The organism is Anaerostipes sp. PC18, assembly GCF_039789045.1.
In the GTDB taxonomy this organism is placed as follows: Bacteria; Bacillota; Clostridia; order Lachnospirales; family Lachnospiraceae; genus Anaerostipes; species Anaerostipes hominis.
Window position 1 is genome coordinate 1441227 of sequence record NZ_CP121164.1, and the last position, 12528, is coordinate 1453754.

The following is a 12528-nucleotide window of genomic DNA, read 5'->3' on the forward strand; positions in this document are numbered from 1 at the left end:
GAAGGTGCATTATGGAAGAAGAGAAAAAAGTTCAGGAAGAGGAAATGAAAGAAAATACAGTGACAGAAGAGAAAGAAACAGAAAAAGCAAAAGATACAAAGAAGGCAGACAAGAAAGCATCGAAAAAGCAGAAGGCAGACGATCTGGTAAAAGAGAAAGACCAGCAGATCGAAGAGCTGACCGATAAGTATCAGCGCCTTATGGCAGAGTTTGAAAATGTCAGAAAGAGGACGGCCAAAGAGTTTGTTCAGAGATATGACATGGGAGCCATGGGAGTTTTAGAAAAACTTCTTCCGGTCGTTGATAATTTTGAGCGGGGGCTTTCAGCCGTGGCGGAAGAAGAAAAAGATTCTCCGTTTGTTCAGGGCATCGAACAGATTTATAAGCAGCTTATGGGAACTCTCGATGAATTGGGAGTGAAGGCCATGGATGCCGAGGGAAAAGAGTTTGACGCCAATCTCCACAATGCGGTGATGCACGTGGAAGACGAAGAAGCCGGAGAAAATGTTGTGGTCGAAGAGCTTCAAAAAGGATATATGTATAAAGAAAGCGTACTTCGGCACAGTATGGTAAAAGTAGCGAACTAAATGTAAGACACTTGAGGAAATCAAGCGAAAGCATTGGAAATATAGAAAGATTTATTTTAGGAGGAAATTTATCATGGGTAAAATTATTGGTATTGACTTAGGAACAACAAACAGCTGTGTAGCAGTTATGGAAGGCGGAAAACCAACCGTTATCACAAATGCAGAAGGTGTGAGGACAACACCGTCTGTCGTGGCATTCACAAAGACAGATGAGCGTATCGTCGGAGAACCTGCAAAACGCCAGGCAGTGACAAACGCAGAGAAGACAATTTCTTCTATCAAACGCCACATGGGAACAGATTACAAAGTAAAGATTGATGACAAGAACTATACACCGCAGGAAATTTCAGCAATGGTACTTCAGAAGCTGAAAGCGGATGCAGAAAACTATCTTGGAGAAAAAGTAACAGAAGCTGTCATCACAGTACCGGCTTACTTTAACGATGCTCAGAGACAGGCAACAAAAGATGCAGGTAAGATTGCAGGACTCGATGTAAAACGTATCATTAACGAGCCTACCGCAGCGGCTTTATCTTATGGACTGGACAATGAAAATGAACAGAAGATCATGGTTTATGACCTCGGAGGAGGTACCTTCGATGTATCCATCATTGAGATCGGAGACGGCGTCATCGAAGTTCTCTCAACAGCCGGTGACAATAAACTGGGGGGAGATGATTTCGACAATGTGATCACAAACTACATGTTAGACGAGTTCAAAAAACAGGAAGGTGTTGACTTATCCGGAGATAAGATGGCAATGCAGAGACTGAAAGAAGCTGCCGAGAAAGCGAAAAAAGAACTTTCTTCTGCAACAACCACAAACATCAATCTTCCGTTTATCACAGCGACAAACGAAGGACCGAAACATTTTGATATGAATCTTACAAGAGCGAAGTTTGATGAGCTGACATTGTCCCTCGTAGAGAGAACAGCAACTCCTGTCAACACAGCATTAAAAGACGCAGGAATCGCAGCTTCCGAACTGAGCAAGGTTCTCCTTGTAGGAGGTTCCACAAGAATCCCTGCTGTACAGGATAAAGTAAAACAGCTCACAGGCAAAGAGCCGTTTAAGGGAATCAACCCGGATGAATGTGTTGCCATCGGTGCTTCTATTCAGGGAGGTAAATTAGCCGGAGACGCAGGTGCAGGCGACATCCTTCTTCTGGACGTAACACCATTGTCTTTATCTATCGAGACTATGGGAGGCGTGGCAACCAGATTGATCGAGAGAAATACAACGATCCCGACAAAGAAGAGCCAGATCTTCTCTACAGCAGAAGATAATCAGACAGCCGTAGACATCAACGTCGTACAGGGTGAGCGCCAGTTTGCAAAAGATAACAAATCCCTGGGAAGATTCCGTCTGGACGGCATCGCACCTGCGAGAAGAGGTGTGCCTCAGATCGAAGTAACCTTTGATATCGATGCCAACGGTATCGTAAAAGTATCCGCAAAAGACCTCGGAACCGGTGCAGAACAGCACATCACCATCACAGGCGGATCCAATATGTCTGATGAAGATATCGAAAAGGCAGTAAAAGAAGCAGCAGAATTTGAAAACCAGGATAAGAAGAGAAAAGAAGCGATCGATACTAGAAACGAAGCTGATTCTATGGTATTCCAGACAGAAAAAGCCCTGGAAGAAGCAGGTGACAAAGTAGATGCAACAGAGAAAGTCAAAGTTGAGGAAGACCTGAAAGCATTGAAAGACTTGTTAGAGCAGACAAAAGACGCTGAACTTACAGAAGCTCAGGTAGAAGATATTAAGAATAAAAAAGATCAGCTCATGAACAGTGCACAGGGATTATTCACCAAGATGTATGAAGCTGCTGCAGCCAATGCCCAGGGAGCTCAGGATACTGCAGGAGACACTGCCGGAGCAGCAGGTGCAGCAGACGATGTCGTAGATGGAGATTACAAAGAAGTATAAGAGAAAAAGAAGGTAGACGATTATGGCAGATAAACGAGATTACTATGAGGTGCTGGGGGTATCCCGCAGTGCTTCAGAATCAGAAATAAAGAAAGCCTACCGTAAACTTGCGAAACAGTATCATCCAGATACGAACCCGGGAGATAAAGTAGCCGAGGCAAAGTTTAAAGAAGCTTCCGAGGCCTATGAAGTTTTAAGTGATCCTGAAAAGAAAGCGCAGTATGACCAGTTTGGTCATGCTGCCTTTGAGCAGGGCGGACCCGGAGGATTCAACGGAGGAGGGTTTGGCGGTTTTGATTTCGGCGGGGATATGGGAGATATTTTCGGAGATATCTTCGGCGGTATGTTCGGCGGCGGAGGCAGAAGCCAGCGTGCGGCCAATACTCCGACTCAGGGTGCCCATGTGCGTGCAAGGATTCATGTAACCTTTGAGGAGGCAGTTTTTGGAACAACGAAGAAGCTGGAAATTTCTCTGAAAGAGGAGTGTGCTTCCTGTCATGGAAGCGGTGCCAAAGCCGGCACCCATCCGGAGACATGTCCGAAGTGCGGCGGTAAAGGCCAGGTAGTATATACCCAGCAGTCTATGTTCGGCACGGTGAGAAATGTCCAGACATGTCCGGACTGTCACGGAACCGGCCAGGTCATCAAGGAAAAATGTCCGGATTGCCACGGAAGCGGCTATGTGAGCCAGAGAAAGACGATCGAGGTCACAGTGCCGGCCGGCATCAACAACGGACAGAGCATCAGAATCCGCGGAAAAGGGGAGCCCGGAACAAACGGAGGACCGAGGGGAGATCTCCTCGTGGTTGTTTCCGTGGACCGGCATCCGAAATTCCAGAGACAGGAATACGATATTATTTCCACGGAGCCGATTTCCTTTACCCAGGCAGCTCTGGGCGCAACCATCAAGATCAATACGGTAGACGGTCCTTATGACTATACGATCAAGGCAGGAACCCAGACGGACACCCGTGTGCGTCTGAAAGGAAAAGGTGTTCCGACTCTCCGGAACAAGAATGTCCGGGGCGACCACTATGTGACCCTTGTTGTACAGGTGCCGGAACATCTGAACGAAGAGCAGAAGAATGCCCTTAAAAAGTTCCAGGAATCCATGGGGGAAGTGCCGAAGAAAGAAGAACATAAAGGATTTTTCGGGAAACATAAAAAATAAAAAACAGGATTATGATGTTCTTATATTCATCATAATCCTGTTTTATCATGCCCATAATCAGCAGACAGTGGATAAAGGCAGAAGGAGTATTAGCAGCCACCAGCAGTTAAAAGACGTTCCAGACTATGTGCAATTCCATCTTCGTTATTTGTCAGAGTCACCTCATCAGCGGCCTCTTTCAGAGCATCGCAGGCATTTCCCATGGCAACGCCCCGGCCGGAAAATTTGATCATCTCCAGGTCGTTTTCTGCATCCCCAAAGGAGATGACTTCCTCAGGGGAGATATGAAGCAGTTCACATGTCCGGCGCAGTCCCTCAGCCTTATTGAGTCCCTTTGGCATGGCTTCTATGTAAAAAGGCGCAGTTCTTACGAAGACCAGAGCATCTTCAAAGGGCTTGCTGACCTGTGGAAGCATATCCCAAAGTTCTTCGGGCCGTACAGACATTAAAATTTTCACCAGGTCAAAATTGAGACAGTCTGTCAATGATGGGACTTCTGTACATTCCATTTGATTGTTTCGGCATTCGTGCCGGACCATATATCCGTTCTCATCGGTTACATAAAAACGTTCTCCGTCGTCTATGATCGGGGTGACCGGATAATGTTCCAAATGTTTTAAAATTTCTATGGCCAGACCGCGGGGAAAAATCTGCTGGTGAAGAATCTCTTTATCCTCGGCCCGCAGTATTTTACCGCCGTTATAGGCGATCAGTATTCCATGGTGTTTTTCCAGCTCCAGTGTTTTCATATCTTTATAAAGTCCCGGAACCGGGCGTGCGGAGCAGAGAGCTATGATAAGTCCCTGCTGCTGTGCTTTAAGGAGGGCATCCCGGGTTTTCGGGGTGATTGTCTTATCATCGGTGTTTAAGGTACCGTCTAAATCCAGGGCAATTAATTTATATTTCATCTGATGCAGAATCCTTTCTGTATATAAAAAGTTATCAAATGTACATGTTGATACCAAGGTCAAAAGGTCATGCGTTTCATGCTTGCATGAAAAAGCAGGACTTTGGGACCCGCAAAACATGAGAAAGTAGCCCGATTAGGGCGGATTTCGAATGTTTCTAGGATTGTGGAAGCACAAAATGCGAAACAATCCGTAGGTATCCAGGGGTCAAAATATATTTTGACCCTAACATCACATGTTTAGTATAGCATTAAGAAAGTATGTCTGCATATATAAATAATAAATTATTATCATATGATGATAAACTACAATTATTCATAATTACAGTGCGGCAGTATAATGAGAGTAATGAAACCTGAAAATTTATAGACAGAGCACCGGAATAAGAAATGGAGGGACAAGAAGATGGAATATTCACTTGACAATGTCTTACACGGATATCATATGCTATGATGAGGTGAAAAAAATTTGAAGAGATTGCCTGGAAAGAAAAATCCGACTATTGAGTATAAACCGGGCAGAAATCCGGCAAAAGTTTACGGGCAAACATCTGGTGGTCATCTCCTCCGATGATGAGATTTACAGGGCTGGAGCTGTTAAACTGCGGTGCGGACCCGGAGAAATTGTGGATGAGTTTTGAGAGAAAGATGTCCTGTGCCATCGGAAAGTGCGGCCACTGCCGCATCGATGAAGTGTATGTCTGTCTTGACGGACCGGTATTCCCTTACATGACAGCCAGAGATCTGGTGGATTAAGGAAGGAGTGTGCAGCAATGAATCATGATACCAATGTGGGCAAAGTACGGCTGAATTGTTTCAGCCAGTCCAAAGAACCTGGGGCGACGACAACTTCCATTTCGGAACACGCCAGACCTTTGATATTCCGGGCATTAAATATGAAAATATCCCGGCAGTCAATGCCTGCTTGGAGCGGTATATCAAAGAGGTGAACGGAACTCTCTGCGGGGCCAGCATGGATACGGTGGCCCATGAGCCGGAGCCGTGGGAGCCAAAGGCAGGCTATCCGACCATCGGAGCCAGGAAGATCGAACCGATCATTTTTCCGAGCCATTACCATATCAAGATCAATGATAACCGACGAAGTTTTACCGGGTGATCCTGGGAGGAAGAACAGGACGCCAGATTCCGAGAGCCGGAAAGATGTTTCTTAACTGGGCCACGGAAGAAGTGATTTTGGGAGTCCTGGGCAACTGGCAGAAATTTTCTGCCTGGGTCATGGACTATAAGCCGGAGTACCTGCACGGAGGCCATCTGATCGACCGGGCCGGTTATAAGAAGTTTAAGGAAATCATGCTGGAAGGCGTAGAACTGAATCCGGAATGTCTGGTGGCTGAGGATATTTTCTGGAGTGAGACGGAATAGCCGGGTGTTGTTTAACTTCTCATGTTCACATGTTATGATATAACAAAAAGACTGAGGAGGGACTGCCATGAAGCTGAAACAAATCATATCGATTTTTATCATATTGTTCTGTATTTTTCTTATGGGAGGATGCGCCGGAAAGACAGAGGTGCCAGATAAAAGACAGGAAAAAGCGGCAGAGAAAACAGGGAAAGATACAGTAATCTATGTGGTCAGGCACGGGAAGACTATGCTGAATGAAGCAAAGCGCGCCCAGGGATGGGCTGATGCTCCGCTAACTGACGAAGGAATAAAGGTGACAAAAAAGTTGGCCTGTGGTTTTAAAAAGAGAGGGATCAAGTTTGACTATACTTATTCCAGCGACCTGGGAAGAAACCGGCAGACCGCAGGAATTATTCTGAAGGGACTGGGCCAACCTGAACTTTCCCTGAGGGAACAACAAGGTCTCAGAGAAGTCTGCTTCGGAACCTATGAAGGTGAGAAATTTTCAAAAATGATGGAGGATGTCTCAAGGAATCTGGGATGTTAAGACCCGGATGCAAAAGGCGCTCAGAAACATTGCAAAGGATACGGAGAAAAAGGGCGGGGGAAACGTCCTGGTTGTCTCCCATGGAATGGCGATCATTACTATGCTCTCTGATATGACAGAGCAAAAAGTACCCGGACATCTTGAAAATTCCAGCGTCACTAAAATTATATATAAGGATGGGAGATTTAATGTTCAAAGTATTGGGGATACAACCTATTTGGAACAGTAAATTCAGATAGGCAAAAATAGTCGAGAGTTTTTCTTTTGATCCATCTATAATGACAGGTATAAAGGAGGTGAAAGATATGAGGGAACAGATTTTGGCAGTCCAGCGCATGCAGGAATTCATAGAAGAACATTTGGCGGAAAATATTACTCTGGCCGACTTGGCGAGAGTGTCGCTGTATTCTCCATGGCATTCCTATCGGCTGTTTACACGGTATGCGGGAACTACACCAGCTGATTATATCCGGCGGCTCCGTCTGTCTAAATCAGCCTTAAAGCTGAGAGACAGTACCTGTAAAATAGCGGACGTGGCTTTTGAGATGGGATTTGACAGTGTGGATGGGTATCAGCGTGCGTTTCAGCGTGAATTCGGATGCAATCCCCGTGAATATGCCATGAATCCTGTACCGTTATATCTTTTTACCCCGTACGGCGTGAAATTCAGGGAGATTGAAAGGAGACCAATCATGGAAAATTTGAGAAATGTATTCATTCAAGTGATGGAGAAGCCGGAACGAAAGGTGATCATCAAGAGAGGAAAAGAAGCCTCAGACTATTTTGCATACTGTGAGGAAGTAGGATGTGACGTATGGGGACTTTTATTAAGTATCAAATCTATCAGGGGAGAACCTGTCTGCCTCTGGCTGCCGCCTGCCTACCGGGAGCCGGATACATCAGAATATGTCCAGGGTGTGGAGGTATCCAAAGATTATGACGGTGAGGTACCGGAAGGATTTGATGTGATAGAACTGCCGGCTGCCAGGTATTTAATGTTCCAGAGCGAACCATTTGAAGAAGAAAACTACTGTCAGGCCATTGAAGAAGTGTGGAATGCGATGAAGAAATACGATCCGTCTGTCATTGGATGCCAGTGGGATGAGAGTAACCCGAGGATTCAGCTGGAACCGATTGGGACAAGAGGCTATATAGAACTGGCTGCAATTAAATAAGGAATCATATAATAAGCCCTGGCAGTTGACCAGGGCTTTAAAATGTCTATATAGATTGATGGAAAGATACTTGAATTAAAATTTGATATTTCATCGCTGATAAAGGAGGAAAATACTTTCTTTATAACATCTTCCCATGCCTCATGTTCTTGATGTACATTAAAGATAAGTCTTTGGTATAGTCTCCCAATGGAGGTGACAGAGGGAAGTTTATATTTACAGTGGGTAATTGTGTCAAAGTATCCAGCAGAAATTTGATAAGCCTCAATGACTTCCATTGTTACTTGTTCAAGTGGAAGGCTATGATTGACATCCGCATATTTTAGATGATGCTTTAAACCTTCTGTTCCGAGTTTTTCCACAACTGTTTTACGGAGGGTATTCCACAAACTGGGAACATGCGAGACCCGCTGCCGGGAGAGCGGCAGTACTTTCTACTTTGGGTGTTGGCATTGGCGCGGCAGTGGGGATTGCCGGACCAAAGATTATCCGGAAGTTTAAGTTTTGTACCGATGGATTTGATGCGGTTTTTGTACTGGCAGTGGCTCTGACCTCGTATGCTCTGGCTGGAATCCTTGGAGGAAATGGATTTCTGTCGGTTTATCTGACAGGCATCCTTATGGGAAATGCAAAGACGAAAAACAAGGCCAATGTCGTCCGCTTTTTCGATAATGTAACCATTCTTGCTCAGATAGCAACATTCTTTCTCATAGGACTGCTGTCCTATCCGTCTCAGATAGCTTCATCACTTCCGGCAACTCTTGTGATCATTCTGTTTCTCACACTGGCAGCAAGGCCGGCGATGGTTTTTATATTGACGGAAAGATATCTGAAATTCCGTGAAAAGATATTTGTCTCATTTGCAGGATTAAGAGGAGCGTCGTCCATCGTTTTTGCAATCTTTGCCTCAGCCGGCGGAGTGTATATGCAGAGCAATGTGTTTCATATTGTTTTTGGTCTGTCACTGATGCAGCTTCATATCTCATCCGGACACCACTGGGAGAATCAGAAGCTTAAGGATGTCACCCTGCCGGAGGGCTCTCTGGCTATGGTAATCCGGCGGGAGGACGACATCATCATTCCAAAGGGAGATACAGTGATGATGGCCGGCGATGATATCGCGGTGAATGTTCCGTCATTTGAAGCCGCAAATGAGATTTCTCTCAGGGAAATCACGATTGAGGAAGATCATCCATGGAGAGACAAAAAAATTCGAAGATTTACAAAGACGACATACTGGTGATTTAAGACGAATAGGAGATAGAAAATGGAGACATATGAAGGTGTAATTTTTGACTTTAACGGGACACTGTTTTTTGATGATGATAAGCATGTGCTGGCATGGGGAGAGATTTCCAGACTACTGCGGGGAAGAGATATCACGGATGAAGAGCTGCACACAAAGCTGAACGGAACTCCGAACATAGTAAACATTCAATATATGATGGATGGAAAAGCAAGTGAGGAGGAACTGACCAGATATTCCCGCATGAAGGAAGAATATTACCGGAAATTCTGCAGAGAGGATAAAGAGCATTTTCATCTGGTGCCAGGAGCAGAGACATATTTCGATTATTTGAAGGCGCAAAAGATTCCTTTTACCATTGCCAGTGCCTCCATCAAAGAAAATATAGATTTTTTTATCGAATCTTTCCGGCTGGAGCGCTGGTTTGAGCCGTCTGAGATCGTCTACGATGACGGGACTTATAAAAATAAAATCGCCATGTTTAAAAAGGCGGCGGATCTTATTGGAGTGGATATGGCACGTATCCGCATTTATGAAGATTCCCTGTCAGGGATCAGAAGTGCCTATGAAGCGGGGTGCAGGGATATCGCAGTGATTTGTCCAAAGGAAAAGGAGGAAGAATTAAGAAAGTACCCCGGAGTTACAAAAACCATGCGCGACTTCTTGTTCTGAGCCTGTTTCTGTGATACACTAATTAACTGGTATAGTGAAACGGATAAGAAGTTTAAAGGAGCAGATTTCATGGGATGGAACAGGATTACGATCAGCACCGTGACAGGAGCGGAGGATATGCTGAGTTATGAACTAACAGAACTTGGGGCGTGCGGCGTGGAAGTGGAGGACCGGGTGCCTCTGACGGAAGAAGAGATTCGGGAGATGTTCATCGAGGTATTGCCGGACCACCAGGAACCGGATGACGGCAGGGCCCTGCTCCACTGTTACTTTGATGAATCCGAAAATCTGGAAGACGTGACCATCAGAATTGAGGAGATGCTCAACAGGGTAAAGAGTTTCATGGACATCGGAGACGGCACGATCGAATATGGCTTTACGAAGGAAGAAGACTGGATTAACAACTGGAAACAGTTTTTCAAGCCGCTGAGACTGGATGATACGATCATTATCAAGCCTACCTGGGAGGAGCTTCCTGATCAAAGAGAGGGAGATGTGGTGATAGAAATAGATCCCGGCACTGCCTTTGGTACAGGTTCCCATGAAACGACCAGACTTTGCATAGCAGGGCTGAAAGAGGAAATCCGTCCGGATACCGTTATGCTGGATGTGGGCTGCGGAAGCGGCATCCTTTCTGTCATTGCCCTGAAATTGGGAGCCGGGAAAACGGTCATGACAGATATTGATCCGAGAGCCGTAACAGCGGCAGAAGAAAATATGGAAGTGAACCATATTGACAGGGACCAGTATGAAGTATACGGCGGGAATGTACTGGATGATATGGACTTTGCACGGTCTTTGGGAGAGCACCGGTATGATCTGGTAGCCGCCAATATACTGGCAGATGTGATACTTCCGCTGATTGAGATCGCAGATTTGTTCCTGAAGGAAGACGGTGCATTCGTAATCTCCGGTATTATCGATACGAAGGAACAGGAAGTGCTCGATAAGCTGGAGAGATATGGTTTTGAGGCGGTAAAAACAAGAAAGCTCAAAGAGTGGGTCTCAGTCACAGCGAAGAAAAGGAAAGAATAATGTATCGTTTTTTTATAGAAGAAAGCCAGGTGGACGGAAACCTGATCAGGATTGCAGGGGAAGACGTCAATCATATAAAAAATGTGCTCAGGATGAAAAAGGGAGAGCATGTGCTGCTCTCCAACCGCCGGGGACTGGAATATGAGTGTGAGCTGGAAGATCTGGAAGGAAACCGCGGGATTTCGGCCAGAATCCTTGATATCCACGGGGTGGAGTCGGAACTTTGTGAAAGAATCATCCTATTTCAGGGCCTGCCCAAAGGGGACAAGATGGAGCTGGTCATTCAAAAGGCGGTAGAACTTGGAGCCAGTGAGATCGTGCCGGTAAAAATGAAGCGCTGCGTTGTGAAGCTGGATGACAAAAAGGCGAAAAAGAAGCTGGAACGGTGGAATGCCATAGCACTTGGTGCGGCAAAACAGTCAAAGAGAGGCGTGATCCCGGAAGTCAGCCGGGTGCTCACGTTTGAGGAAGCCGTAAAAAGAGCGGAAGGTTTATCTGTGCTCCTCGTGCCGTATGAAGCGGCTGAGGGCATGGAATACTCAAGAAAGCTGATCAGGAAGACAAAAGGCAAGGATTCGATCGGTATTTTTATCGGACCGGAGGGAGGATTTGAACCTTCGGAGATCGAACGCCTGAAGGAAGCGGGAGGCAGGGTTTTAAGCCTCGGCAGAAGAATTTTAAGAACGGAAACCGCCGGCATGGCCATGCTGTCGGTTTTAATGTTTGAGTTGGAGGAATAACATGGTGGTATATTTAGATAATGCGGCAACGACAAAAGTATTTCCGGAAGTTCTGAAGGTCATGAATGAGGCGATGGAAGTATCCTATGGAAATCCCTCTGCCAAGCATACAAAAGGGATCGAGGCGGAAAATATTGTGAAAAAGGCCCGGCAGATCATCGCAGGGACGCTGAAGGCAAAGGAAAAAGAGATCATTTTTACATCCGGAGGCACGGAGTCCAATAATTTTGCGATCCTTGGAACAGCGATGGCCAACAAAAGGCGGGGAAAACACATCATCACCACGAAGATTGAACATGCCTCTGTGTATGAACCGATGTTCTTTTTAGAAAATGAAGGATTTGAAGTCACCTATCTGAACGTGGATGAAAAAGGGATTGTCGATTTAAAACAGCTTGAAGACAGTATCAGAGAGGATACGATCCTTGTCTCCTGTATGCTGATCAACAATGAGATCGGCGCGGTGGAACCCATAGAAGAGATTGGAAGCATCATAGAGAAGAAAAATCCGGAGACAGTCTTCCACGTAGACGCAATCCAGGGATACGGAAAAGTTCCGGTGATACCGAAAAAGGCAGGAATTGATCTGATGTCCATGAGCGGCCACAAAATCCATGGTCCAAAAGGTGTCGGCTTTTTGTATGTGAAAGAGAAGACAAAAATACAGCCGATGATCTTAGGCGGAGGACAGCAGAAAGGAATGCGTTCGGGTACCGAAAATGTTCCAGGGATTGCGGGACTTTCAGAGGCCTGCGGGATCATGGCAGGGCATCTGAAAGAAAATGCGCAGAAGATCGGAGAAGTCAGAGAGTATTTCAGAAGCCGGATCACGGAGATTCCCGAGATTAAAGACAATTCCGGTGATGCGCCCCACGTGGCAAGCATCAGTTTTAAAAACATCAGAAGTGAGGTGCTGCTGCACGCACTTGAAGACCGGGAAATCTATGTTTCTTCCGGATCGGCATGTTCTTCCAACCGCCCGCATGTAAGCGGTACTCTGTCAGCCATCGGACTCAGCCCTGAGTACCGGGACGGGACACTAAGGTTCAGCTTTTCTGTCTATAACACAAAGGAAGAAGTGGATCAGGTCATAGCGGCGCTGGAGGAATTAGTTCCGATGCTGAGGAAATTCGTAAGAAGATAAGAAGGA

The 12528-nt window shown here is 45.9% G+C and carries 13 protein-coding genes and 2 pseudogenes; 13 read left to right on the forward strand and 2 right to left on the reverse strand.

Annotation, left to right across the window (positions count from 1 at the left end; genetic code table 11):
- Window positions 1–11: 11 nt before the first annotated feature.
- The 3 genes from grpE (at window position 12) to dnaJ (ending at window position 3691) form a co-directional block, all read left to right on the forward strand.
- Entirely contained in the window at window positions 12–587 is a 576-nt protein-coding gene (gene grpE / locus P8F77_RS07800; protein ID WP_024727851.1) for a nucleotide exchange factor GrpE, read from the forward strand.
- Window positions 588–660: 73 nt separating this feature from the next.
- Entirely contained in the window at window positions 661–2520 is a 1860-nt protein-coding gene (dnaK, locus tag P8F77_RS07805) for a molecular chaperone DnaK (protein ID WP_024727850.1), read from the forward strand.
- A gap of 22 nt (window positions 2521–2542) precedes the next feature.
- Window positions 2543–3691 carry a molecular chaperone DnaJ gene (gene dnaJ / locus P8F77_RS07810; protein WP_024727849.1) on the forward strand — a complete coding sequence of 383 codons (1149 nt, stop codon included), beginning with the start codon at window positions 2543–2545 and terminating at the stop codon, window positions 3689–3691.
- Window positions 3692–3780: 89 nt separating this feature from the next.
- On the opposite strand, the gene P8F77_RS07815 is transcribed toward dnaJ, so the two are convergent.
- Complete coding sequence (locus P8F77_RS07815; RefSeq protein WP_024727848.1) at window positions 3781–4599, reverse strand: Cof-type HAD-IIB family hydrolase; 819 nt, start codon at window positions 4597–4599, stop codon at window positions 3781–3783.
- A 482-nt stretch (window positions 4600–5081) separates the two neighbouring features.
- Between P8F77_RS07815 and P8F77_RS07820 the strand changes: the two are divergent.
- The 5 genes and pseudogenes from P8F77_RS07820 to P8F77_RS07840 form a co-directional block, all read left to right on the forward strand.
- Window positions 5082–5354, forward strand: a pseudogene (locus P8F77_RS07820) (hypothetical protein); the annotation flags it as partial.
- A gap of 17 nt (window positions 5355–5371) precedes the next feature.
- Window positions 5372–5981: pseudogene (locus tag P8F77_RS07825) on the forward strand (hypothetical protein).
- Window positions 5982–6048: 67 nt separating this feature from the next.
- The gene (locus P8F77_RS07830; RefSeq protein WP_268876106.1) at window positions 6049–6510 is read left to right on the forward strand and encodes a histidine phosphatase family protein; all 462 of its coding nucleotides are present in this window, start codon (window positions 6049–6051) and stop codon (window positions 6508–6510) included.
- 7 nt (window positions 6511–6517) lie between these two features.
- Window positions 6518–6739, forward strand: coding sequence for a histidine phosphatase family protein (locus P8F77_RS07835; protein WP_287517966.1), 222 nt, complete (start codon window positions 6518–6520; stop codon window positions 6737–6739).
- A 76-nt stretch (window positions 6740–6815) separates the two neighbouring features.
- Window positions 6816–7685 (forward strand): AraC family transcriptional regulator, encoded by an 870-nt coding sequence (locus P8F77_RS07840; protein ID WP_024727844.1) that lies wholly within the window; start codon window positions 6816–6818, stop codon window positions 7683–7685.
- On the opposite strand, the gene P8F77_RS07845 is transcribed toward P8F77_RS07840, so the two are convergent.
- The gene (locus P8F77_RS07845; RefSeq protein ID WP_155854019.1) at window positions 7658–8047 is read right to left on the reverse strand and encodes a hypothetical protein; all 390 of its coding nucleotides are present in this window, start codon (window positions 8045–8047) and stop codon (window positions 7658–7660) included. The genes P8F77_RS07840 and P8F77_RS07845 overlap by 28 nt on opposite strands.
- Window positions 8048–8049: 2 nt before the next feature.
- Here P8F77_RS07845 and P8F77_RS07850 point away from each other — a divergent pair, with 2 nt between their 5' ends.
- From P8F77_RS07850 to P8F77_RS07870, 5 genes are all read left to right on the forward strand, one after another.
- The gene (locus tag P8F77_RS07850; RefSeq protein ID WP_268876110.1) at window positions 8050–8928 is read left to right on the forward strand and encodes a cation:proton antiporter; all 879 of its coding nucleotides are present in this window, start codon (window positions 8050–8052) and stop codon (window positions 8926–8928) included.
- Between the two features lie 24 nt (window positions 8929–8952).
- Window positions 8953–9603, forward strand: a complete 651-nt coding sequence (locus P8F77_RS07855; RefSeq protein WP_024727842.1) for an HAD hydrolase-like protein — start codon at window positions 8953–8955, stop codon at window positions 9601–9603.
- 69 nt (window positions 9604–9672) lie between these two features.
- Window positions 9673–10638 carry a 50S ribosomal protein L11 methyltransferase gene (prmA, locus tag P8F77_RS07860; RefSeq protein ID WP_024727841.1) on the forward strand — a complete coding sequence of 322 codons (966 nt, stop codon included), beginning with the start codon at window positions 9673–9675 and terminating at the stop codon, window positions 10636–10638.
- Window positions 10638–11378, forward strand: a complete 741-nt coding sequence (locus tag P8F77_RS07865; RefSeq protein WP_024727840.1) for a 16S rRNA (uracil(1498)-N(3))-methyltransferase — start codon at window positions 10638–10640, stop codon at window positions 11376–11378. Before prmA ends, P8F77_RS07865 begins: the two co-directional genes overlap by 1 nt.
- Before the next feature lies 1 nt (window position 11379).
- Entirely contained in the window at window positions 11380–12522 is a 1143-nt protein-coding gene (locus P8F77_RS07870) for a cysteine desulfurase family protein (RefSeq protein WP_024727839.1), read from the forward strand.
- Window positions 12523–12528 lie beyond the last annotated feature (6 nt).